General features: G+C 40.1%; 24 protein-coding genes and 2 pseudogenes. 15 read left to right on the top strand and 11 right to left on the bottom strand.

Going from position 1 to position 23762, the window contains the following annotated elements:
• Window positions 1-385 precede the first annotated feature (385 nt).
• Window positions 386-643 carry a hypothetical protein gene (locus H7O61_RS07615; RefSeq protein WP_033600433.1) on the bottom strand — a complete coding sequence of 86 codons (258 nt, stop codon included), beginning with the start codon at window positions 641-643 and terminating at the stop codon, window positions 386-388.
• Between the two features lie 70 nt (window positions 644-713).
• On the opposite strand from H7O61_RS07615, the gene sppA reads away from it, so the two are divergent.
• The 5 genes and pseudogenes from sppA to H7O61_RS08100 form a co-directional block, all read left to right on the top strand.
• Window positions 714-1592 (top strand): signal peptide peptidase SppA, encoded by an 879-nt coding sequence (gene sppA, locus H7O61_RS07610; protein ID WP_187875619.1) that lies wholly within the window; start codon window positions 714-716, stop codon window positions 1590-1592.
• A 2-nt stretch (window positions 1593-1594) separates the two neighbouring features.
• The gene (gene purU / locus H7O61_RS07605; protein WP_187875617.1) at window positions 1595-2476 is read left to right on the top strand and encodes a formyltetrahydrofolate deformylase; all 882 of its coding nucleotides are present in this window, start codon (window positions 1595-1597) and stop codon (window positions 2474-2476) included.
• Window positions 2477-4960 (top strand): hypothetical protein, encoded by a 2484-nt coding sequence (locus H7O61_RS07600; protein ID WP_187875615.1) that lies wholly within the window; start codon window positions 2477-2479, stop codon window positions 4958-4960.
• Between the two features lie 126 nt (window positions 4961-5086).
• On the top strand, window positions 5087-5377 hold the full coding sequence (locus H7O61_RS07595) for a cag pathogenicity island protein (RefSeq protein ID WP_187875613.1): 291 nt from the start codon (window positions 5087-5089) through the stop codon (window positions 5375-5377).
• Between the two features lie 248 nt (window positions 5378-5625).
• Window positions 5626-5729 (top strand): annotated as a pseudogene (locus H7O61_RS08100) (cag pathogenicity island protein); the annotation flags it as partial.
• 11 nt (window positions 5730-5740) lie between these two features.
• Here H7O61_RS08100 and rlmN read toward each other — a convergent pair.
• The 4 genes from rlmN to rsmA are packed head-to-tail and all read right to left on the bottom strand — an operon-like array spanning window position 5741 to window position 10715.
• Complete coding sequence (gene rlmN / locus H7O61_RS07590) at window positions 5741-6814, bottom strand: dual-specificity RNA methyltransferase RlmN (RefSeq protein ID WP_187834161.1); 1074 nt, start codon at window positions 6812-6814, stop codon at window positions 5741-5743.
• Window positions 6811-7800, bottom strand: coding sequence for a KpsF/GutQ family sugar-phosphate isomerase (locus H7O61_RS07585; protein WP_187875611.1), 990 nt, complete (start codon window positions 7798-7800; stop codon window positions 6811-6813). Before H7O61_RS07585 ends, rlmN begins: the two co-directional genes overlap by 4 nt.
• Complete coding sequence (locus tag H7O61_RS07580; RefSeq protein WP_187875609.1) at window positions 7784-9862, bottom strand: ribonuclease J; 2079 nt, start codon at window positions 9860-9862, stop codon at window positions 7784-7786. The genes H7O61_RS07585 and H7O61_RS07580 overlap by 17 nt, the downstream gene beginning before the upstream one ends.
• 37 nt (window positions 9863-9899) lie before the next feature.
• The gene (gene rsmA, locus H7O61_RS07575) at window positions 9900-10715 is read right to left on the bottom strand and encodes a 16S rRNA (adenine(1518)-N(6)/adenine(1519)-N(6))-dimethyltransferase RsmA (protein ID WP_001939789.1); all 816 of its coding nucleotides are present in this window, start codon (window positions 10713-10715) and stop codon (window positions 9900-9902) included.
• A 252-nt stretch (window positions 10716-10967) separates the two neighbouring features.
• On the opposite strand from rsmA, the gene hpnL reads away from it, so the two are divergent.
• The 3 genes and pseudogenes from hpnL to H7O61_RS07925 all read left to right on the top strand — a co-directional run bounded on the left by hpnL (window position 10968) and on the right by H7O61_RS07925 (window position 11743).
• Window positions 10968-11204, top strand: a complete 237-nt coding sequence (hpnL, locus tag H7O61_RS07570; RefSeq protein WP_001947959.1) for a nickel-binding protein HpnL — start codon at window positions 10968-10970, stop codon at window positions 11202-11204.
• Window positions 11205-11475: 271 nt separating this feature from the next.
• Window positions 11476-11595: pseudogene (locus tag H7O61_RS07565) on the top strand (hypothetical protein); the annotation flags it as partial.
• Entirely contained in the window at window positions 11546-11743 is a 198-nt protein-coding gene (locus H7O61_RS07925; RefSeq protein WP_231623867.1) for a hypothetical protein, read from the top strand. The pseudogene H7O61_RS07565 and the gene H7O61_RS07925, both read left to right, overlap by 50 nt.
• A gap of 168 nt (window positions 11744-11911) precedes the next feature.
• Here H7O61_RS07925 and H7O61_RS07560 read toward each other — a convergent pair whose 3' ends face one another.
• The gene (locus H7O61_RS07560) at window positions 11912-12532 is read right to left on the bottom strand and encodes a hypothetical protein (RefSeq protein WP_187875607.1); all 621 of its coding nucleotides are present in this window, start codon (window positions 12530-12532) and stop codon (window positions 11912-11914) included.
• A 101-nt stretch (window positions 12533-12633) separates the two neighbouring features.
• Here H7O61_RS07560 and H7O61_RS07555 point away from each other — a divergent pair, with 101 nt between their 5' ends.
• Genes H7O61_RS07555 through H7O61_RS07530 form a run of 6 tightly spaced genes read left to right on the top strand, consistent with a single transcriptional unit; the run spans window position 12634 to window position 18965 of the window.
• Entirely contained in the window at window positions 12634-12888 is a 255-nt protein-coding gene (locus tag H7O61_RS07555; protein WP_079343065.1) for an RNA-binding S4 domain-containing protein, read from the top strand.
• A 19-nt stretch (window positions 12889-12907) separates the two neighbouring features.
• Window positions 12908-15670 carry an isoleucine--tRNA ligase gene (gene ileS / locus H7O61_RS07550; RefSeq protein WP_187875605.1) on the top strand — a complete coding sequence of 921 codons (2763 nt, stop codon included), beginning with the start codon at window positions 12908-12910 and terminating at the stop codon, window positions 15668-15670.
• 16 nt (window positions 15671-15686) lie between these two features.
• Window positions 15687-16601 (top strand): ATPase, T2SS/T4P/T4SS family, encoded by a 915-nt coding sequence (locus H7O61_RS07545; RefSeq protein WP_079340655.1) that lies wholly within the window; start codon window positions 15687-15689, stop codon window positions 16599-16601.
• Entirely contained in the window at window positions 16601-17905 is a 1305-nt protein-coding gene (gene fliI / locus H7O61_RS07540; protein WP_001930079.1) for a flagellar protein export ATPase FliI, read from the top strand. Before H7O61_RS07545 ends, fliI begins: the two co-directional genes overlap by 1 nt.
• A gap of 10 nt (window positions 17906-17915) precedes the next feature.
• Window positions 17916-18182 (top strand): flagellar biosynthesis protein FliQ, encoded by a 267-nt coding sequence (fliQ, locus tag H7O61_RS07535; protein WP_000445741.1) that lies wholly within the window; start codon window positions 17916-17918, stop codon window positions 18180-18182.
• Between the two features lie 3 nt (window positions 18183-18185).
• Window positions 18186-18965, top strand: a complete 780-nt coding sequence (locus H7O61_RS07530) for a UDP-N-acetylmuramate dehydrogenase (RefSeq protein ID WP_001961021.1) — start codon at window positions 18186-18188, stop codon at window positions 18963-18965.
• Between the two features lie 69 nt (window positions 18966-19034).
• On the opposite strand, the gene H7O61_RS07525 is transcribed toward H7O61_RS07530, so the two are convergent.
• From H7O61_RS07525 to rsfS, 5 genes are read right to left on the bottom strand one after another with little or no spacing between them, the layout of a single operon-like run.
• On the bottom strand, window positions 19035-19901 hold the full coding sequence (locus H7O61_RS07525; RefSeq protein WP_079295344.1) for a phosphoethanolamine transferase: 867 nt from the start codon (window positions 19899-19901) through the stop codon (window positions 19035-19037).
• Window positions 19883-20725, bottom strand: coding sequence for a phosphoethanolamine transferase (locus H7O61_RS07520; RefSeq protein ID WP_187875623.1), 843 nt, complete (start codon window positions 20723-20725; stop codon window positions 19883-19885). The genes H7O61_RS07525 and H7O61_RS07520 overlap by 19 nt, the downstream gene beginning before the upstream one ends.
• Window positions 20726-20734: 9 nt before the next feature.
• On the bottom strand, window positions 20735-21838 hold the full coding sequence (locus H7O61_RS07515; protein WP_187875603.1) for a glycosyltransferase family 8 protein: 1104 nt from the start codon (window positions 21836-21838) through the stop codon (window positions 20735-20737).
• A 4-nt stretch (window positions 21839-21842) separates the two neighbouring features.
• Window positions 21843-22736: a tRNA (adenosine(37)-N6)-dimethylallyltransferase MiaA gene (gene miaA, locus H7O61_RS07510; RefSeq protein WP_187875621.1), complete on the bottom strand. Its 894-nt coding sequence runs from the start codon at window positions 22734-22736 to the stop codon at window positions 21843-21845.
• A 7-nt stretch (window positions 22737-22743) separates the two neighbouring features.
• The gene (gene rsfS / locus H7O61_RS07505; RefSeq protein WP_001076140.1) at window positions 22744-23085 is read right to left on the bottom strand and encodes a ribosome silencing factor; all 342 of its coding nucleotides are present in this window, start codon (window positions 23083-23085) and stop codon (window positions 22744-22746) included.
• Window positions 23086-23143: 58 nt separating this feature from the next.
• Between rsfS and queF the strand changes: the two genes are divergently transcribed.
• A complete protein-coding gene (gene queF / locus H7O61_RS07500; RefSeq protein ID WP_000187327.1) occupies window positions 23144-23590 on the top strand; it encodes a preQ(1) synthase in 447 nt (148 codons plus the stop codon).
• Window positions 23591-23762 lie beyond the last annotated feature (172 nt).

Genomic DNA, 23762 nt, shown 5'->3' with positions numbered 1-23762 from the left:
AGCAAAATACCCATTCTCATCTTTTTCTATGACAGCGTTTATAAGCATGGCACTACCTTTGAGTGAATTTCTTATGATTATACATATAATATATTTTAAACAAAATTAAATTGAAAGTTTAATAATAGAAAAATAAATCCCTATCTATATTATCTGCATCAATGATATAAGTTTCCAAATATTTCTGCCTTTTATTTAAGTTCCCTTTAAAATCCTTTGATTATAGTAGACTTAGACTTAGCTTAAGAGTGCTTGAATTTTGGGGCGTTAGGGGTTGTTGGAATAACTAAAAACCACCGCTAAAAAAAGCCTTTTTACAAACAAAAAGAGCGTAAAAACTTGCAAGCCAAATGATCCTAAAAGCGCAAAAAACCAACAAAAACGATCAAAAAACCTCTTCGCATGCCTTTTTGTCTTTATGGAGTAAGCATGCTTTTTGCAATTCTATAAAACGCTTTTTCCTTTCTTCTTCGGTCATATTGTTAGGCTTTTCAATGGGGCGTGAAAGAGGGCGTGAAGGCTTTGAAGTGGGGGTGAATTGGGGCGCATACCCTAGCTTATTGACTGAATAAAAGCCTAAAGCAGCGATTAAAATAAAAATCCAGTCTGTTTTTCTGATCTTAGGACAAAATTTACACGCCATGATTTAATCCTTAAAACATTTGAAGTATAATACACTCTTATGGTCAAATATTAAGTTTAGGAAAAGCTGCATGTGGAGTTTCATTCAAAAAATCTTTAAGGCTTTAATCATTATGCCTTTAGATTTTATCACGAAGTATTTCAAGTCGTTTGTGCTGTTGTTGATTGTGTTAGTCTTTTTTAGCGCTAAAGAAAGCGCACCAAGCGAACCGCCCAATCTCGCTAAACTCTATTTAAATGGGGCGATTTTTAGCACCGAGGATTTTGACAAAGAAGTGGATAAAATCCTAAAAACCCCTAGCATTAAGGGCGTTTTGCTTTTGATTGATTCTCCTGGTGGGGCTGTGTCAGCGAGCGTGGAATTGAGCGAAAAAATCGCTGATTTGAAGCAAAAAATGCCCGTTTTAGCGTATGCTAGGGGGGTTATGGCGAGCGGGAGCTATTATGCGGGCATGCAAGCGAGCGAAGTTTATGCCTCTAAAGCGAGTTTGATCGGATCGATTGGGGTGATTTTTTCTAGTGCGAATGTGGAAAATTTGCTCAATAAAGTCGGCGTAGCCACTCAAGGCGTGCATGCGGGCGAATACAAAGAAATAGGCACTTTCACCAGAGCATGGAAACCTAACGAAAAAGAATTTTTGCAAAATTTGGTTAATGAGCAATACCAAATGTTTGTGGATGATGTCGCTAAAGCCAGGAAATTAAACGCTAAGGATTATAAGGATTTTGCTGAAGGGAAAGTCTTTAGCGCTCAAAAGGCTCTAAAATTAAAACTCATTGATAAAATCAGCACGATTCAACAAGCCCAAGATCGCTTAATGGAATTGAGTAAGGTTAAAAAAGCTTATTGGCTAGAAAAAAGCCCCATGGAGCGCTTCATTGAAAAGGCCACGCAATCAGCGAGTCATATCATCACGCAAGCGCTTGGTTATCAATTATTAATGAGATGAAGATGTTAGAATTTATTTTAAAAATTCAAGCTAGAGACTCTAAAGGCTTGGTGAGCGCCATTAGCGCCACGATCGCTAACAAGGGCTATAACATCGTCAAAAACGATGAATTTGTTGATCCCTTAAAACAGCGCTTTTTCATGCGGCTAAAAATCCAAAAAGAAATCAAGCCCTTGAATGTTGAAATTAAAGAGCAAGAAGAGCGATCCTTAAAAACCGCTCTTTTTAAAGCCTTAGAAAACTTTAGCGAGTTATTGATTGAAGTCATTTTAACGCATAAAAAAAACATCATTTTACTCGCTACTAAAGAGAGCCATTGTTTAGGGGATTTGCTCTTAAGGGTGTATGGAGGGGAATTGAACGCTCAAATTTTAGGCGTTATTTCTAATTACGAGATTTTACGCCCTTTAGTGGAAAAATTTGACATCCCTTATTTTTATGCGCCTTGCGGCAATCAAGTTTTGCATGAAAAAGAAGTTTTAGCAACCATTAAAGACCTGGAATTACAGCACAAAGTGAGCGCGGATCTGCTCGTTTTAGCCAAATACATGCGCATTTTAAGCCATGATTTTACGAAGCGCTATGAAAACCAGATCTTAAATATCCATCATAGTTTCTTGCCCGCATTCATTGGGGCTAACCCCTATCAGCAAGCGTTTGAAAGGGGCGTGAAAGTCATCGGAGCCACGGCGCATTTTGTGAATGAAAGCCTTGATGCCGGGCCGATTATTTTACAAGACACTCTGCCCATTAACCACAATTACAGCGTGGAAAAAATGCGCCTAGCGGGTAAGGATATAGAAAAACTGGTTTTGGCTAGGGCGTTAAAACTCGTTTTAGAAGACAGAGTCTTTGTGCATGAAAACAAAACGGTGGTGTTTTGAATGCTTTTAGATTTCAGCAACCTTAATGAAGAACCCTTAAAAATCCAAATCAAAGCCGAGTTTTTTAAGGATACAAAATTCCTTTATAGCGGGGATAAGATAGATTTCATGCTAAGCTATCAGCACCCTAACGCCACCTTACCCGTTTTACCCATTTTATGGGGCGAAGCTAAAAGGGGCGATTTTGACGATTTGGACAAAGCCTTCACGCAACTGCTTTTAACCATAGGCAAGCACAAGCTCTATACCCACCACACGCCCCCCTATTTGTGCGCTTTTAACGCTTTTAGAATGGAATTTATCGCCTTTAATGACACGATCACAAGCTTTCTTTATAAAAGCGATATAGATTTTTCTATCACCCCAAGCAACCACAACACAGAGGGTTTTAAACACGCTTTAGACGCGTTTAAAGCCATGTGCAAACCCCATAATAAAATGGTTTTTGACTTTAAAACCCAAAGCCAAGAATGCAAAGAATTTATCAAAGACCATTTAAACTCTAGCCATTTACACAACAAAATCCAAATTGACAAAAACAATTTCTTTACGATCTATCAAAAGTGGTTTGAAATTATCAAACCCACCATTAAAATAGATTGGGAGCTAGCCAAAGCCGAAAGGATTTTAGACGCAGACTATTATTTAGCGGATTTGCTTAGCGATGGCGATAAAACCATTATTGAGAAATTGCACACGATTTTAAAATCTAGCCACTATGAATTGAAATGGGGTTCAAATACGCTGAATAAATTGGGGTTAGAGGGAATTACGAAAGTTGGTTTCACGGATAACCAACAAGCCCATCAAGAATTCTGGAGCGTTTATGAAAGGCCTCCTCAATTAGAATTTCAAGCTTCTATTTTAGAGCGACGCGACTTGTTAGTGCCAAGCGATGTGAGGGAAAGGAAAGGGGCGTATTTTACCCCTAAAATCTGGGTAGAAAAGAGTCAAGAATATTTAGCTAAAGCTTTGGGGCAAGATTATCAAGAGGATTATATCATTTGGGATTGCGCTGGGGGGACTGGGAATTTGCTTCGAGGTTTATTGAATAAGGCTAATTTGTATCTGTCCACTTTGGATCATAACGATGTGGCGATTATTAAAGATCTGGCTAGTAAAAACCACTTAAAATTGCTAGAAAATCAGGTTTTCCAATTTGACTTTTTAAACGATGATTTTTTCAGCGATAAAATGCCAAAAAGCTTGCAAGAAATCTTAAAAGATGAAGAGAAACGAAAAAAGCTCATCATTTACATCAACCCGCCTTATGCGGAAGCAGGCAATAAAGCTAAAATGAGTGGCACAGGCGAACACAAAGCCAAAGTCGCAAGAAACAATAAGGTTTATGAAACTTATAAAGATCTTTTAGGGTCTGGGACTAACGAACTTTTCGCTCAATTTTTCACGCGCATTTATAAGGAATTGGATGGCTGCATCATGGCGAGTTTTTCAACGCTCAAATACCTTAACTCTAGCCATTTTAAAAAATTCAGAGAAGTTTTTAAAGCTAAATTTTTAGAGGGGTTTATGGTGCCTGCGGATAGCTTTGATAACGTGACAGGGCAATTCCCCATTGGCTTTTTAGTCTGGGATACCGCTACCCCCCCCCCCCCCTTAAAACCAACCAACGCGCTCAATTTAGAAGTGTTTGACTCTTCTGGCGGATTTTTGGGGTATAAAACTTTTAAGCCGATAGTGGATAAGGTTAAAAATATTAACGAGTGGTTTAAGGCTTACAAAGATAAGCGGGATTATTTGGGTATTTTAGTTTGTGATGCCCCTGATTTTTCTCACCAAAATACAAACTATTTACAAAATCATAAAGGCACAAGTCATTTACACTATGAAAATTTAACTCTCACAAACCTTCTAATCGGCGCGATCTGTTTCTCCATCCGCCATTGCATCAAAGCCACATGGCAAAACGATAGGGATCAATTCTACGCCCCTTATGATGACGCTTTCCAAGACGACAGCGAATTTAAAAACAATTGTTTGGCGTTCATGCTTTTTCACACCCAAAACCGCATCACCACCGCTCAAGGGACTAACCATTTCATCCCTTTTAGCGAGAATGAAGTCGGGCCTAAAGAAAGGTATTCTAGCCACGCTTTATTAGACTTTTTAAAAGGCGAAATAAAAGAACCTAAAGAGAGCGATAGCCTCTTTTTAAGCGCCAAAAAAGAAAACAAGCCCCTAAAATTCAGCCCGAGCGCTTCAAAGGTATTTGACGCTGGCAAAGAGATCTATCGTTATTACCACAAACAAGATTTCACCCACACCCCCTATAACGCTAACGCAAGCCTTTATGACATCAAAGAATTTTTTCAAGGCCGTAACAAGCAAGGCAGATTAAACTCACCCGCTAAAGCTAAAGATGAATATTACAAACAGCTTTACGCTAACTTGAAATACGCCCTAAAGGATCTCGCCAAAGAAATACAGCCTAAAGTCTATGAATACGGGTTTTTAAGGGAATAGTTTTTAAGACAAATAATCAAAGAGTTAAAGCAAGCGGTATTTTTTAAAAGCACTCTATAAGGGGATTTAGTTTTGTAGGGAGGAGAATTATTGCTACTCTCTTAAGAAAATGCGTTTTACAATAAAATGAAACGCCCCAAAAGTCAAGGGCAAACCCGCTTTTTAAAGGAAACCCCTAAGCTTTTAGGCTCAGGGGAACTTTGGCTAATACATTACTTTTCTATAGAAAAGACCACTTTAAACCCCTTAAAAGAGATTTTAATGTATAATACTAACCAAGAGTTTTTACCATGTTTTCTTCGCATGATAAACCCTTTTAACTGTGATTTGCCCCATATCGTAACTATGGGGCGTGATGAAATCCTACAACAAACCCCCTTAAAACTTTTAATTTTACAAACGCTAAAACAAGATTAAAAAATTGAATGAAAAGATAAAGAAATAATAAACGCCCCAAAAGTCAAGGGCAAACCCGCTTTTTAAAGGAAACCCCTAAGCTTTTAAACTCAGGGGAACGCTCTTAGAAAAATCAGCGTTTCACAGAAACGATCACTTTAAGCCCCAAAAAAGCAAACTCAAAGTATAATGATCTCCAAGAGCGTTTGCCATTTTTTGATCGCATGGCATGCTCCTTACAATGTTGGTCTGCCCCATAAAACGAACTTATGGGGCGTGATGAAATCCTACAACAAACCCCCTTAAAACTCCCCCTGAATGGCACCAAACACGCATGGCAAATGGCCTAAAGTCTATGAATACGGGTTTTTAAGGGAGTGGTTTTTAAATTTTCTGCTGGAGCTTTTTCTCCCTCAATTGCCCGCAAGCTGCTTCAATATCCAAAGCTTTAGACTCTCTAATGGTGCATAACAAGCCTTTGGCGTTTAAAAAATCCGCAAACATTCTAGCGCTCTCTAAGCTAGGGCGTTCAAACTTAGAGCCTTCATGCGGGTTGAATAAAATCAAATTCACTTTGGATTTAATGCCGTTTAAAAGTTTTAAAAGTTTTTTAGCGCAATCCAAGCTATCGTTTAGATCTTTGATTAAAAGGTATTCAAACATCACTCTTTTTCGCTGCTCTAAAGGCCATTTCCTCACTTCATTCAAAACGCATTCAATGTTGTATTTTTTATTCAAGGGCATTAAAGACGAGCGCGTTTTATCATCTACGGCGTGTAAGGATATGGCTAATTGCACGCCTAAATTTTTGCCCGCTAGAATGGGGATTTTATCGGCTACGCCACTCGTGGAAATGGTGATTCTTTTGGGTGAAATTTGCATGCCGGTATTAAAAATTTCAATCGCCTTACACACCTCATCTAAATTGTTCAAAGGCTCGCCCATTCCCATAAAAACAATGTTGAGTGCTTTTTCAATGGGGAGGTTATTGTCTTCTTTAATGAGCAGGGCTTGCTGGATAATCTCGCTCGCTTTTAAATTCCTTACAAAACCGCCTTTTTGAGTGAAACAAAACGAGCAACCCACTTGACAGCCGATTTGACAAGACACGCACACGGTGTATTTTTCCCCTTCTAAAACGGCGTTCGTTTCTTCATCAATCTTTTTGTCTTTCATTTTCAACAACACCGCTTCAAAAGTGTGGTTGTCCCTTAAAGATTTAAAAAGGTATTTTTTAGAGCCATCAATGCTCTCTCTCACATGCGTGATTTCTATCGTGCGCAAAACAAATTCTTGCTCCAAATAAGCGATAAAGTCTTTTGAAAAATTATTTTGCATGTCTTTAAAGCTTGTTTTATACTTCGCATAGAGCCACAAATAAAGCTGTTTAGCCCTAAAACTCGGTTTTAAAAGCTGACTCAATTCATCTAAAGTGAAATCATAAATACTAGCTTTCATGCTTTAAGCCCTAATTCTAAAAGTTGGTGCAAGTGCAAGACTCCTAAAACCTTATTACAATCATCCACGCACACCAAAAGCTGGATCTTATGGCGCTCTAAAAATTCTAACGCTTCTAAAAGAAGAGCGTCTAAATTCTTAAAGCTTTTAGGTTTTAAGGTGGCAAAATGCTTCACTTCGCTTTCCAAACTAACCCCTTTTAGTAACGCTCTGCGCACATCGCCATCGCTTAATACCCCCACAAGCTCGTTGTTATCATTGACTAAAATCGCGCTGCCTAGGCGTTTTTCACTCATTTCTATGAGTGCGTCTTTAAAACTTGTATTAGGAGCGATTAGGGGGAGGTTCGTGGTTTGCAGTAAATCTTTAACCTTGACAAAAAGTTTTTTGCCTAAAAGCCCGCCCGGATGAAAGGAGGCAAAATCTTCTTGGCTGAAGTTTTTCGCTCGCATCAAGCATGCCATTAAAACATCGCCTAACGCTAGAGTTAGGGTGGTAGAAGTCGTTGGAGCGGTGTTAATGGGGCAAGCTTCTTTTTTAATTTTCAAACTCAAATAATAATCGCCGAGTTTAGAGAGCGAACTATTAGGGCTTTTAGTGAAAGTGATGATTTTATGGCTCAAGCGTTTTAAATGGCTCACTAGATTCAATAATTCTAAAGACTCGCCCCCATAGCTAATCATTAAGATCACATCGTTTTTTTCCACCATGCCCAAATCCCCATGCATGGCTTCTGTAGGGTGTAAAAACGCGCTCCTGTTACCGGTGCTTAGCATGGAAGCAACGATTTTTTGTGCCACTAAAGCGCTCTTACCCACGCCCACTATCACAAGCTTACCCCCCTTTTCTTGGCTTTTTAAAATGAGTTTGACAATCGCTTCTAAATCGTTGGGTTTTTGGAATTGTCCAACGCTTTCTAAAAGCGCACTCGCTTCATCTTTTAAAACTTGTATAGCGGTAGCGTTACAATCAAAAAGAATGGGCATGACAAATGATAGCCGGGTATTTTCTAAACTTTTTAAAGAGCGCTTTTCTGATGAAATTACGAGTGTGATCTTCTAATTTTTTAGGGTTATTCAAAATTTCGGCGTTGCTGGATTTTAGTAACATTTCTAAGCCCCCTTGAATTTCTTTAATCAAATGCTTTTCATCTTTGAAACCCACAAGCCCTAAACTGGAAAATTGAGAGCTTTCTAAAAGCGCTTGTTTGTTTTTATTCACAAAAATCGTAGCCGCAAACACCCCGGCGCTAGCGACTTCTTCTCTTTGCTGCACAATGCTTGTGTCAATACTCAAATTGCTTTGGTTATCCACATAGCTTTTCCCGCTTTTAATCGTGCCGACTTTTTTAATGAACGCAGGACCAACCTCCACCTGATCGCCATCTTCCATTAAATAGATGTTTTTTTCAGGCACCCCGCAAGCAATAGCGGTTTGTTTGTGGCGCGCGACATGGTTATATTCCCCATGCACGGGTAAGAAAAACTTAGGCTTAATGAGTCTTAACATGAGCTTTTGCTCTTCTTGGGCGGCATGCCCGCTCACATGGATATTGTCAAATTCTTGATAAGCCACTTTAGCTTCTTTTTTGATCAAGAAATTCAACACCGCTGAAACGCTCGCTTCATTGCCAGGAATGGCTTTAGCGGAAATGATGACTAAATCGTTGGGTTTGATAGAAATGTGGCGGTGCTCATCAGTCGCCATGCGATAAAGCGCGCTCATGGTTTCGCCTTGTGAGCCGGTCGTTACGATTAAGACTTCATTATCTGGGTATTTAGCGACTTCATTGGCTTCAATAAAAGATTGATAAGGCAAATGGATATAGCCCAATTCTCTAGCGATGTCTAGGTTTTTTTCCATAGAGCGCCCGATCACAGCGATCTTGCGGTTGTATTTGATGCCGTATTGTATGGCTTGATAGACCCGGTGGATATTGCTAGAGAAGGTGCTCATAATCACCCTCCCTTGCGCTTCTTTAAAAAGCGTGTCAAAAGCCGGCGCTATGGTGCTTTCACTCGGCGTGGTCCCGGATTTATGGGAGTTAGTGGAATCGCTTAAAAGAAGCATCACCCCCTTTTCGCCATAGTGCGCTAAACGATACAAATCCGTGGGCAAATTATCCACCGGGGTGTGATCGATTTTAAAATCGCCGGTGTGGATGATGGTTCCGGCTTTAGTTTGGATCGCTAAAGCGCTGCTGTCAATGATAGAATGCGTGATGTGGATCCATTCAATGATGAATTCGCCCACGCTAATGGGGCAACGCTTTTCTACGATTTTAAAATACGAGCGGTATTTTTTCAAACCATGTTCGTCAAACTTGCTCCCAATCAGCCCCAAACTCAAAGGCGTGCCATAAAGGGGGAATTGCAACTCTTTAAACAAATAAGGCGTGGCCCCTATGTGATCTTCATGGGCATGGGTGATGATAATACCGGCGATTTTGTCCTTGATTTGGTGCAAATAGGAAAAATCCGGGATTAAAATATCCACGCCAAAAAGCCCTTCTTTAGGGAAGCTCATGCCCGCATCAATCACGATCGCGCTTTTTGGGGTTTCAATGACCATCATGTTCCCCCCAATCTCGCCCAAGCCCCCTAAAGGCGTGATCTTAACGCTCGCTTTAGAGTTTAAATTCATCTTATAATGCGGGTTTAAATGCTCCACTTGAATCTTGTTATTCGCTTCAACGCCCTTTTTGAGTTCCTTATGAAAGCCTAAAGTCCCTCTCTCATTCACATGCAAAATTTCCGTAACGCCCTCTACTTTGTTGTTATCCAATTCTTCTTTGGCGTAATTTCGTGTTTTTTGGGGGGCATGTTTAGGTTTGTGGTGGTTGTTTGGCTTTTTGTTGGAGCGATGCTCTTTTTTATGGTGCGAGGGCGTTTCATGGTGCGAAGACTCTGCGTTTTTTTGCGCGTTTTCTCTGAAACGCTTTTTGCGGTTGGTGAATCGCTCAAACGCCCCGGCTCGCGCCTCATGGTGATCTTTTGAGTTTTCACTGCTGTTTTCATGGTTTTCATTATTTTGGTTGTTATCAGTCATAACGATTATTCCTTTATTTCAATTTTTTAAAAAGGCATTAGCCTTTTAAAACGGATTTTAAGAGCTTGAGATAATCTTTTACCTCAGACGCCCTCACGCTTGTTGGTTGGTTTTCTAACGCTAAAAAATCTAACACCTTATCAAGCTTTTCTTTATAAGAAACGCTTTTTTTAAGATTGTTTGAAAGCGTCTTCCTAGGAGATGAGAAACAAGCTTTCAAAAAATCTTCCAATGTTTCAAACCCTTTTTGTAGGGCTTCTTCAAAAAATGGCGCTTGGGCTAATGAAGCCAACGCCTTTTCTTTCAGCGGCTCTTTGATCACTTCAAACACGCTAGAAAACACCTTTGGAGGCGGGCTAAACGCGCTAGGCGGCACATCAAACAAAAGGGTAATATTCCCTATTGTGTGAGCCAAAACGCTCAACGCATTCTGTGAATCTTTAGTGCAAAATTTGAGCGCCACTTCCTTTTGTGTCATCACCAACAAGCCCCTGCATTTAGGGTCTTTGAGCGCGTTTAAAACAAGCCTAGTAGCGATATAATAAGGCAAATTAGAAATCAAAAAATAAGGCTCTTCTTCTTTTAAAAAAAGAGCGTCTTTTTCCACTAATTCCAATTGAAAAGGCTTTTTTTCTGCCTTTAACCTCGCTCGCATTTTCTCGCACAAATGGCTGTCTATCTCATAAGTCTTTAAAGGATAGCGATCCAACAACTTGAGAGTCAAATCCCCTAGCCCCACGCCGATTTCAATCAATTTTAACGGGTTTAAAGGGGGCAAAGCATTAACGATCCTGTCTAAAAACGACTCGTCCGTTAAAAAATGCTGTCCTAAAGACTTTTTAGCTACTACCATAAGAAGCGCTTCTAAAATTCCTCATATTATACCTTAAAAAGGGGATTTGTCTTTCCTTTTTAATGCAACTTCTTTATTATAGCTTTTTTCATTCAAAGATGTTGGTAGTTTTGACAACAGAAGCGCTTGAATTGGCGCTCGTGTTAAAAATTAGTATTAAAATCTTTTTCGTTAATAATTGGTTAGATTTTGCATTATAGAATGAAATCCTAGCCAGTGAGCTAGAATTAAATTTCAATTAAAGGAGTCATCATGGCACACCATGAACAACAACACCAAGCGCAACAACAGCAACAACAACAGGCTAACAGCCAACACCACCACCATCACCACGCGCACCACCACCATTATTATGGCGGCGAACACCACCATCATAACGCGCAACAACACGCCGAACAACAAGCAGAGCAACACGCGCAACAACAGCAACAACAACAAGCACACCAACAACAACAACAAAAAGCACAACAACAAAACCAACAATATTGATTGGGGCGTTTATGGGGCGGCCTTAGGGCTGCTTTTTGGCTTTTTAACTTTCTCTTTTAATTTAGTTTTCTTTCAAAATCAAAAATTTTAACGGCATTGGATCTAGTATTCACTACCAAGCGTTGTTTGCTTTAGCCCTCTTTTTTCAAGTAGCAAAAATTTAAAAATTAGCGTCAAAATTTCTTCCATTAACAATTGACTAGATTTTATACTGTAAAATAAAATCCTAGCCAGTGAGCTAGAATTTAAATTTTTAATCAAAGGAGTCATCATGGCACACCATGAAGAACAACACGGCGGGCACCACCACCATCACCACCACACACACCACCACCATTATCATGGCGGCGAACACCACCATTACCACCACAGCTCTCATCATGAAGAAGGTTGTTGCAGCACTAGCGATAGTCATCATCAAGAAGAAGGTTGCTGCCACGGGCATCACGAGTAATATCGGTGTGGCTAGGGGCAGCTTGACTAGGGTTGTCTCTGGCTTTGACTTTAAGATACAATCATTCCATTCTAACCCATTCTAATCAAACCCATTAAATCCAATCAAACCACCGCAACACGCTTGATTTTTGTTTTCACAAACGCTCATTAATACTCATCAATGCCTATAAAAAGTAAATTTTTATCCAATAGTATCGTTAAGACTTTTTAATATTTTAATACCAACGCTCCATAAAACAAAGCCTTGCGCTTTATTGCTTTAATTCCCATGCGTCTTTAAAAGAAGCGTTTTTAAGCTTTAGATTCAAGCTCCCTTCAATCCATTGGGCATTAGCCCCCTTTTCGTTGTTGTCAAACAAGAACACCCCTAAAAAGCCTCTAGGGGTTTTAATCAGGCTCAATTCCACGCTAGGAAGAATGATTTTGCTGTCAGGTTTGACTTCAAAGGCTAGGAAAAAGGGGCGGTTGTTTTTGAAATCGTAGCCATTTTTGGTGTATGAATAGCCAGGGGCGCTTTGCAAGATGCCTTTTTGAGTTTCCACGCTAAAAGAATCCAAGTAATAAAACCCAGGCTCTAGTTTGAACGATTGGACTTTGGCTAAAGTATAGCGGTTTTTCCATAAAAGCATGAAGCGCTCACTCCCCAGCATGAACAAAGGCCCCCTAGGGTCTTTGAGCTTTATTTTGGGGTTTTCTTTAAGCGCTTCATTGTGTTTGGCAACAACTCCTCTATCCACTTTACGCCAATAAGTGTGCACGCTCTGGCCTTGATGTGCGATATACATATTCACCAAACCAGAATGATGGCCTTTAGGGGGCAAACAAGAGGCTAATAAAAAAGCCAATAACAAACTCACAATTTGAAACTTCAAACAAATTCCTTAAAAAGAGTGGTGGCTGAATGCTAACATGCTAAAACTAAAACCCTTATAAGTTATGGCTAAAAACTTAAAGAATAGGGTAAAATAAACGCATGCGAATAGACAAATTTTTACAATCAGTGGGTTTAGTGAAGCGGCGCGTTTTGGCGACAGATATGTGCAATGTAGGGGTGGTGTGGCTCAATGGGAGTTGCGCTAAGCCCAGTAAAGAAGTGAAAATTGGCGATGTGATTAGTTTGCATTATTTAAAGGGGATAGAAGAATACACGATTTTACAAATCCCCACTTTAAAAAATGTGCCGCGAAAAGACACGCACCTTTATATCGTTCCTAAAACAAAAGAATAATAAAGCAAAGGATAATATAATGAAAGAATACAAAGACACCTTAAACTTAAACGAAACCACCTTTTCTATGAAAGGGAATTTGAGCGTCAATGAGCCTAAAACTTACGCCAAATGGCAAGAGCAACAAGCGTTCAAACGCATGCAAAATAGGAAAGATAACCATGGGGATTTCACTTTGCATGACGGGCCGCCTTATGCGAACGGGCATTTGCATTTAGGGCATGCCTTAAATAAGATTTTAAAAGACATTGTCGTTAAAAGAGAATATTTTAAGGGGAAGAAAATCTATTATACGCCCGGTTGGGATTGCCATGGCTTACCCATTGAGCAGCAAATTTTAGAACAATTGGAAAAAGAAAAAACGAGCCTAGAAAACCCCACGCTGTTTAGAGAAAAGTGCCGAGATCATGCGAAGAAGTTTTTAGAAATCCAAAAGAATGAATTTTTGCAATTAGGCGTTTTGGGGGATTTTGAAGATCCTTATAAAACCATGGATTTTAAATTTGAAGCGAGCATTTATAGGGCTTTAGTGGAAGTGGCTAAAAAAGGGCTTTTGAAAGAACGCCATAAGCCTATTTATTGGAGTTATGCATGCGAGAGCGCTTTAGCGGAAGCTGAAGTGGAATACAAAATGAAAAAATCGCCCTCCATTTTCGTGGCGTTTGGTTTGAAAAAGGAGAGTTTAGAAAAATTAAAAGTCAAAAAAGCGAGCTTGGTGATTTGGACGACCACGCCTTGGACTTTGTATGCGAATGAAGCGATCGCTTTGAAAAAAGACGCTGTTTATGCGCTCACTCAAAAAGGCTATTTAGTCGCTAAAGCCTTGCATGAAAAATTAGCCGCTTTAGGGGTGGTGGACAATGCGATCACGCATGAATTCAATTCCAATGATTTAGAATATTTGAAGGCCACCAATCCTTTAAACCAAAGAGATTCCCTAATCACTCTAGGAGAGCATGTCGGTTTAGAAGATGGCACAGGAGCCGTGCATACCGCTCCCGGGCATGGTGAAGAGGACTATTATTTAGGTTTAAAATATAATTTAGAAGTGTTAATGTCCGTAGATGAGAAAGGTTGCTATGATGAGGGCATTATCCATAACCAACTATTAGATGAAAGCTATCTGGGCGAACACATTTTTAAGGCTCAAAAACGCATTATAGAGCAATTGGGCGATTCTTTGTTGCTAGAGCGAGAGATTGAGCATTCCTACCCGCATTGCTGGAGGACGCACAAGCCTGTGATTTACAGAGCGACTACGCAATGGTTTATTTTAATGGATGAGCCTTTTATCCAAAATGATGGCTCTCAAAAAACCTTAAGAGAAGTGGCTTTGAACGCGATTGAAAAGGTGGAATTTGTGCCAAGCAGCGGGAAAAACCGCCTAAAAACCATGATAGAAAACCGCCCTGATTGGTGCTTGAGCCGGCAAAGAAAATGGGGCGTGCCACTGGCCTTTTTCATAGACAAACGCACCAATAAGCCATGTTTTGAGAGCGAAGTTTTAGAACATGTGGCGAATCTTTTTGAAAAAAAAGGTTGCGATGTGTGGTGGGAATATAACATCAAGGATTTATTACCCCCTAATTATCAAGATAACGCCAAGCATTACGAAAAAGTCATGCACATTTTAGACGTGTGGTTTGATAGCGGTAGCACTTTTAAGGCGGTTTTAGAAGACTATCATGGGGAAAAGGGGCAAAGCCCTAGCGATGTGGTTTTAGAAGGGAGCGATCAGCATAGGGGGTGGTTTCAAAGCTCGCTTCTAATCGGTTGTATTTTAAACAACCAAGCCCCTTTTAAAAAGGTCATTACGCATGGCTTTATCGTAGATGAAAAGGGCGAAAAAATGAGTAAATCTAAGGGCAATGTGGTGTCTTTGGACAACTTACTCAAAAAGCATGGGAGCGATGTGGTGCGTTTGTGGGTAGCGTTTAATGACTATCAAAACGATCTAAGGGTTTCTCAAACCTTTTTCATTCAAACAGAACAGCATTATAAAAAATTCCGCAACACCCTAAAATTTTTACTCGCCAATTTTAGCGATATGGATCTCAAAAATTTAGAACGCCCCCATGACTTTAGCCCTTTAGATCATTTTATATTAGAGGCTTTAGAAACAACAAGTGCTGGAGTCAATAGCGCGTTTGAAGAGCATGATTTGGTGAAGGGCTTGAATATTTTAATGGCGTTTGTTACCAATGAATTGAGCGGGATTTATTTAGACGCTTGTAAGGATAGCTTGTATTGCGGTAGCAAAAATAATGAAAAACGCCAAGCCATTCAAATGGTCTTACTCGCTGTGGCTAGTCAATTGTGCTACTTTTTAGCCCCGATTTTAACGCACACGATTGAAGAAGTTTTAGAGCATAGCCAGGTACTTTGCGCGTTTTTACAAGCCAAAGATGTGTTTGATTTAAAAGGCATTAGCGTTTTAGAAAAACTCCACCTTAAAGAGTTTAAAAAACCAGAAAATTTTGAAGCCGTTTTAGCCTTGCGTTCTGCCTTTAATGAAGAGTTAGACCGATTGAAAAAAGAAGGCGTGGTTAAAAATTCGTTAGAATGCGCTATTGAGGTGAAAGAAAAAGCGTTGTGTGAAAATTTAATAGAAGAATTGCTGATGGTGAGCTTTGTGGGGGTTGCAAAAGAAAAATTGAGCGAAACGCCAGCATTCACGCTCTTTAAAGCCCCCTTTTATAAATGCCCCAGGTGTTGGCGTTTTAAAAGCGAGTTAGAAAACACCCCTTGCAAGCGCTGCGAAGAGGTTTTGAAAGAGCGATGATAAAAGGATAGGGCTTTTGGAAACTTTACAAACCCATAGAGTTTTACAAGCCCTAATCGGCCATTTCACCCCATTTTTAGAAAGCGGGATCACCGAGCTTATCATCAACACCGAGCAAGAGCTTTGGCTTTATAAAGTCAATAACACACGAGAAAAAAGAGGGCATGCGCTTTTTGATAAGGCGTTTTTACTGAGATTTTGCGAGCAATTGGCCAGTTTTAGGGGGTTGTTTTTTGATGAAGAACACCCCATGTTAAATTGCTCTATCCCTTTCACGCGTTATAGGGTGAGCGCGAATCACTTCAGCATCACTACCAATAATCAAATCACGCTCAATATCCGTGTGCCTAGGCTCAAGCCCTTGAGTTTAGACGATTTCACTTTCAAAGCAAGCGATCCAGAAAGTTTGAAAAATTTAGCCCTAAAAGGGCATAACATTCTCATTAGTGGGGAGACTTCAAGCGGTAAAACAAGCTTACTCAACGCTCTTTTAGATTGCGTCAATAAAGATGAAAGGGTGGTGAGCGTTGAAGACAGCCAAGAATTGGATTTAAAAGCGTTCAGCAATTGCGTGGGGCTTTTAGTGGGCAAGCAAGAGAACACACGCTTTAATTATGAAGACGCTCTCAATATGGCCATGCGCTTAAACCCGGACAGACTCATTGTGGGCGAGATTGACACCAGGAATGCGGCGCTCTTTTTGCGTTTAGGAAACACCGGGCATAAGGGCATGCTCTCAACCATTCACGCTAATAGCGCTCAAAACACTTTAGAAGCCCTTTCACTGAATTTGAGCATGCGTTATGCACATGCCTTAGACAAGGACTTGATGCGAGCGTATTTTAAGAGCGCGATTGATGTGATTGTGCATGTGAATAGAATCAATGATGAGCGCCAGATCGCTGAAGTCTTATGGACTAAAGAGCTTTAATGCCCCTAAAATCCTTAAAAAACCGCTTGAATCAGCATTTTGATCTATCGCCTCGCTATGGGAGCGTGAAAAAAATCATGCCCAATATCGTTTATGCGGATGGTTTTAACCCGTCTGTGGGCGATGTGGTGAAGATTGAAAAAAGCGATGGCAGCGAATGCGTGGGAATGGTGGTGGTGGCAGAAAAAGAGCAGTTTGGTTTCACGCCCTTTAACTTTATAGAGGGGGCTAGGGCTGGCGATAAGGTGCTGTTTTTAAAAGAGGGGTTGAATTTCCCTGTGGGCCGTAATCTTTTAGGGAGGGTGCTTAACCCTTTAGGGCAAGTCATTGACAATAAGGGGGCGCTAGATTATGAACGATTAGCGCCTGTGATCACAACGCCTATAGCCCCTTTAAAAAGAGGCTTGATTGATGAGGTTTTTAGCGTGGGGGTGAAGAGCATTGATGGGCTTTTGACTTGCGGTAAGGGGCAAAAACTGGGCATTTTTGCCGGCTCTGGGGTGGGTAAATCCACGCTAATGGGCATGATCACTAGGGGTTGCTTAGCGCCCATTAAAGTGATCGCTTTGATTGGGGAAAGGGGCAGAGAAATCCCTGAATTTATAGAGAAAAACTTAAAAGGGGATTTAAGCTCTTGCGTGTTGGTGGTCGCCACGAGCGATGATAGCCCTTTAATGCGCAAATACGGGGCCTTTTGCGCGATGAGCGTGGCGGAGTATTTTAAAAACCAAGGGCTAGACGTGTTGTTTATCATGGATTCAGTGACTCGTTTCGCTATGGCTCAAAGAGAAATCGGTTTGGCATTAGGCGAACCGCCCACTTCCAAAGGCTACCCCCCATCCGCGCTTTCTTTATTGCCTCAATTAATGGAGAGAGCGGGCAAGGAAGAAAATAAGGGGAGCATCACGGCTTTTTTTAGCGTGCTAGTAGAGGGCGATGATTTGAGCGATCCCATAGCCGATCAGGCCAGGAGTATTTTAGACGGGCATATTGTTTTGAGTAGGGAATTGACCGATTATGGGATCTACCCGCCTATCAATATTTTAAACTCCGCATCAAGGGTGGCTAAAGACATCATCGGCGAGTCTCAAAACCTTTGCGCGAGAAAATTCCGCCGTTTGTATGCGTTGTTGAAAGAAAATGAAATGCTCATTCGCATCGGCTCTTATCAAATGGGGAACGATAAAGAGCTTGATGAAGCGATTAAGAAAAAGGCTTTAATGGAGCAGTTTTTAGCGCAAGATGAAAACGCTTTACAGCCTTTTGAACAAAGCTTTCAGCAGTTAGAAGAAATCTTAAGATAAAGGGAATGTTATGGAATCACAACTCATGAAACTCGCCATTGAGACTTATAAAATCACTTTGATGATTTCTTTACCGGTATTACTAGCGGGCTTGGTGGTGGGGCTATTAGTCAGTATTTTTCAAGCAACCACTCAAATCAATGAAATGACTTTGTCTTTTGTGCCTAAGATTTTAGCCGTGATTGGGGTGTTGATTTTAACCATGCCGTGGATGACTAACATGCTTTTAGATTATACCAAAACCTTAATCAAGCTCATTCCTAAAATCATAGGCTAGAAAATGCTAGAAACCACTATTGATTTTTCCCGTTACAGTAGCGTGAAAATCGGTGTGCCTTTAAAAGTGAGCGTTTTAGAAAACGATGATGAAATTTCTCAAGAACACCAGATCATCGGTTTAGCGAACAACCTTTTAATCGCTCCTAGTGCGAAAAATCTCGCCCTTTTAGGCAAAAACTACGATTATATTTGCGATCATGGCGAATGCGTTGAAATAGGGGGAGCGGCCAACTCGTCTAAAATTTTTAATTATTTTAGGGCGAATGATTTAGGGGGTTTGGAGTTTTTAGGGCAATTGCCTGGCACTTTAGGGGCGTTAGTTAGAATGAATGCCGGCATGAAAGAATTTGAAATCAAAAATGTTTTAGAAAGCGCTTATATCAATAATGAGTGGCTAGGGAGTGGAGCTTTGGGGTTGAGTTATCGCAATAGCAAATTCAATGGCGTTGTTTTAAGAGCGAGGTTTAAAAAAACGCATGGCTTTAGAGGAGAGGTTTTAAAAGCGTGTCAAAGCATGCGAAAAAGCCACCCCAAATTGCCTAATTTTGGGAGCTGTTTCAAAAACCCGCCTAACGATCATGCGGGCAGGCTTTTAGAGGGTGCGGGCTTAAGGGGTTATCGCTTAAAAAGAGTGGGATTTGCCAAAGAGCATGCGAATTTTTTGGTGAATTTGGGGGGTGCAGGATTTGAAGAAGCGCTAGATTTGATAGAACTCGCCAAAACCAGAGTGTTACAAGAATACGGCATCCATTTAGAAGAAGAAGTGAAAATTTTAAGGTAGGGTTGAAAGGCTTTTTTAAAATCAATCTTACCCCTATTGATGAGAGCAGAGCCTTATTTTGCAACCTTATCATGATCCAATCCCCCAGCGACAAGTAATCCTTTTTCTTTGGGCGTCAAATTGGGGGCTAAAAAGGTTTTTACTCTCTATTTCATCTTTAGTGCGAATGCCCACCAAAGGCAAAAGAGAATGGATTAAATCATCGCTCATGAAAGGTTTGTTTAAAGCGTTTTTAATCAATTTGACTTTCTCGGGGTGTTTTTCTTTAAAAATATCGCTCACATAAATCATAAAAGGGATTTCTAATCCCGCTTTAGAACAGCTATGCCCATAAGTAGGGCCGCTTTCAAAAACATCTTGCCCATGATCGCTCAAATAAAACACAATAGCGTCTTTATCTTTAAAGAGATTAAAAATCCCATTCAAAATAGCATCGTTATAATAAAGCGAATTGACATAATCGGCAACGATTTGCTTGTCTCTATCATTGCTCACATGCAAATTAGAAAAAGACAAATCGCTTGGTTTGAATTTGGCGAAGCTTTTAGGGAAACGCTCGCTGTAAGTCTTGTGTGAGCCACGCAAATGGAACACGATAAAATTCTTGCTTTTTAATTGGGACAGGATATTTTTGGAATAAAAAGTTAAAATATCTTCATCATATCCTGTCCATTCTCCAGGAAGGAAGTAGAGATTTCTATCGCGTTGAAGAAGGTAGCGGTTTTTAGAGCGACTAGAAACTAGATCTTGTATCAATGACCATTGATCGACGAATTGTTTTTCTAACCAAAAAGTTTCATAATGGGATCGCTTGAAAATGTCTATCATGTTGCGGTAATGATACCAAGGCTTATTCGTTTCAGCATCGCTATAATTGAGCAGGTTTTCAAAGACATCAGAAGTGCTGCCTTCTTTGCTTATCGTGTCAGAAAACACGAACAGGTTGTTACTCTCTCTCTCTCTCTCTCTCTCTCGTTGGCGAGTTGGCTCAATAGGGGGTTATTAGGAACGCTATAGCCATAGAGTTGCATGAAATTTCTGCTCGCGCTTTCGCCGATGACTAAGACAACATTTTCAACATCGCCCGTGCTAGAAAGATAATCGCTTGGTAAATAAAGGTTGCTAAAAAAACTATAAAATTTTATGGCTTGTTGGCGATCGGTTAAGCTCAAATAGGCGGAATAAAACCCCCTAGCTAAAGAAAGAGAAAACAATGATCTTTTTAAAGTGGCGTCGTTCTCTGTAAGGTGTTTAATGTTACGAACGCTCCCTATGGCAAGGATAGAAAGCCCTAAAACGCTCGCTATCACACCAGGCACAAGCGCTCTAAAGCGAATGGTTTTAATGGCGATCAATAAAGCGATCAAAATAAAAGCGTAGTAAAGCAAATAATTGTTATAGCTTTTTACAAACGCCATCGTTTCAGAGCCGTTTGTGGCTAGAAGCGTGTCAATTAGGCCTTTTGAAAAAGGCATTTTAAACATAAATAGCGTAAAAATTTCTGCGACGCTAAAAATAATACCGCTTCCTATAAACAGCCATTCTAGCAAGCGTTGCAGGGGTCTTTTGGGGATCAGAGCGGCGGCATAATACACCACAAACCCGATTAAAAAAGCGCCTAAAAAGCCTTTAGAGAAAGAAAACAAATCGCTATTTTTGTAAGCGTTAGAAAGAGCGTTGCAAAGAAGGAAAATTAAAAATTTTTCATCTAAAATGACGCTCTTTGCAAAGAATTTTAAAAACTTCAATCGTTTTTTTATGAAGGTCCTTTAAGAGAGTTTGAAAACTTTTTTCAAAATATTTTTTATCCTAAAATAAAAATAATCCCTAATCGTTTTTGATCGGATGTGGGTTTTAAAAGAGTGCATTTGTTGGTCTTTAGCCATTTCAAGGCGTTCTTTCAAAAAATCGTTTTTAAAAGGGGTGCAAAAAAGGTTTGCAAGCCAAAAACTCGCTTCAGCCTCATAGCAAATCAAACGCCCGTTCAAAGAACTGACAGAACGCCACGGCTTGTATTTGATGAAATGGAGCATGATGATGTTTTTAGGGTAGTGCTGGTTGAAAAAGTCAGAATAGCAATTATAATAAATAGGCAATTCTAAAATACGCTCTAAAAACACCATATTGATTAAACACTGCTCAGGGTAGAAAAGGTCTTTCCCCCTAGTTTTTAAAAACTCTAAAGCGATTTTTTCAAACCCGTCTTGGCGCCACCGATCCAGATGCGCCACCAAAAAGCCCATGTTAAAGCCTTGATGGATGCGTTTTAATTCGTCTGGGCTAAAGCGTGAAAAATCCATTTTAAAATTCTTGCAAGCGCGCTCAATAAAATGACAAAAGGCTTCAAAAGAAAGGTGGGAAAAAGTGTCTCTCACCATGCCAAGTGATTTAGTGGGGTCGTTATCTAGCGCAAAATAAGCGCTTGCAACATCGCCCAAAAACACCGTATCCACATCTGTAGAAATGATTTTAGAATAATTAGGGAAGAGTGAAGCGAGCAAAAGCCGGCACAAAACAAGAAGCCCACCATAACGCTTGGAACAAGACTCATTAAGGTAGCTTTCTATGGAATGATCTAGCGAGTTAATGTCTATAAACTCCAATGAAGCGAATTTTTTAAAAGGCTCAAGGGTTTTTAAAAGCTTGTTTTGCTGCTCTAAAGTGACTCCTTTAATCAAACAATGGATTTTATACACGATGTTAGCGCCTAAAAGTTCGTTGCTTTGACTTAGGGGGCTAAAATCTATCGCGCTTGTGTGCCTGCTTGCATGTGAAAGTAAAGAATAAAGGCTCACGCCAGCCCCTAGCGCGTAATTCTTATCAAAACTCATAAAAATAGGGATAATTTGATTTTGCAAAGTTTGCGTATCCATTAGATTATCCTTTAATTGCGCTTTTTGAGTGGTTTAAGATCGCATGCCTAACTTCTTCAACGCCCCCCATGTAGAGGTTATTGAATTGGGTTTTATTGAAAGTGTTTTGGCGCTTGGCTAATTTCATGGTGTTAGAAACAATCGCTTCTTCTAATCCCTTTAAAGTGAGTCGTTTTTCTAAATAAAGAACGCTCTCTTTAACGCCTATGGCTTTAAAAGGCTGCGAATCTTTAGGGTATTGGGTATAAAGGGCTTTGATTTCTTCAATAAGCCCGCAATCAAGCATGTTTTTGGTGCGCTGTTTGATGTTGTTATGAAGCGTGCTTTTTTCAACAGACAGAGCGAATAAGGAGATGGCATGCTCAAAGGGTCTTTTAGGATTAGCCTTAAAATACTCGCTTGGGGGCGTATGGGTGGCATAAAAGATTTCTAAAGCCTTATGGATGCGGTAAGTGTCGTTTGGATGGATTTTAAAAGCCATGTTAGGGTCAATGGATTTTAAAAATATATAAGGATTAGCGAGGGCGGCAATTTCTCGCTCTATTTTTACAACCTCTTCATTGCTCAGTTTTGGCATGCTACTCAAGCCTTCTAAAATGGATTTGAGGTAAAAACTGCTCCCCCCCACAATGAGTAAAATCTCTTTAGGGGATACTCTCATGGCGTCCTCTAAGAGGGTTTTAAAAAGGGGGGCGTTATTTTTTTCATCAATGTTAAGGTAGTCTAGGGCGTAATGCCTGATATTTTTTCGCTCTTTTAGGCTCGGTTTAGCCGAAGCGATATTAATGTCTTTATAAATACTCAAAGAATCCAAAGAAAAGATTTCGGCGTCCAATTCTTGGGCTAATTCAATGGAAAGAGCGCTTTTCCCGCTCCCGCTAGGCCCTAAAAGTGCGATGAGTTTCTTAGGCGTTTTGATAAGGAAGCCCTCTTTTATAAGCGTTCAAAAACCCTTCTAAGTCAAATTTTTTACGGCATTCTTTGGTGAAAAGATGGATCATCAAATCCCCTAAATCCAAAATGATCCACTCTTCATTAGACTCATCTATCTGGTAAAAGACTTCGCCTAAAGGCTTAAGGGTGTTTTTTAGCGCGTCTAGTAAAGAAAGGGCATGCTTATTCGCTAGCGTGGTGGCGATAATGACATCTTCTACCAAATAAGGGGTTTTGGATAAATCAATGTGCGTAATATCAAAAGCCTTTTTTTCATCTAATAAAGCCGTAATCATTTCTATGCGTTGGTTCATGAGTTTCCTAAAAAATGGGTTAAAATAACCTTATTATAACTCAAATCAAGGAAGATTAATGACCCCTGAATCAAACCTCAAATCCTTAGGCGCTAAAACGCCCTATATTTTTGAATACAACAGCGATTTACTAGAGGCTTTCCCTAACCCAAACCCCAATTTAGACCCCCTAATCACTTTAGAATGCAAGGAATTTACAAGCCTTTGTCCGATCACTTCCCAGCCGGATTTTGGCGTGATTTTTATCCGCTACATCCCTAAAGACAAAATGGTAGAAAGCAAGTCTTTAAAACTCTATTTATTCAGTTACAGAAACCATGGGAGTTTCCATGAGAGCTGCATCAATACGATTTTATTAGATTTAGTCCAATTGCTAGAGCCAAAGTATTTGGAAGTGTATGGGGATTTTGCCTCTAGGGGCGGGATTGCGATCAAGCCCTTTGTGAATTATGCGATCAAAGAATACCAGGACTTTAAAGAAAAACGCCTTTTGAATGCGAAATAACGCACAAGAGAGATTTTAAAATTGAAGCCATTCCAAATTAAATGGACAGATTAGGGAGAAAATGGAAAGAGAAAAGAGAAAAGAATAAAAGAGAGATTAAAAAAGGAGACCCCTCACAAGAGAGTAAGGGGGGGGAGTTAGTTTTCTAATTTTTCAGCAAACTCGTTCTCTT

Origin of the sequence: Helicobacter pylori (assembly GCF_014496965.1) — a bacterium.
Classification (GTDB): Bacteria; Campylobacterota; Campylobacteria; order Campylobacterales; family Helicobacteraceae; genus Helicobacter; species Helicobacter pylori_CZ.
Note: the sequence above shows the minus strand (reverse complement) of the source record. Positions and strands in the feature narration are given on the sequence as shown.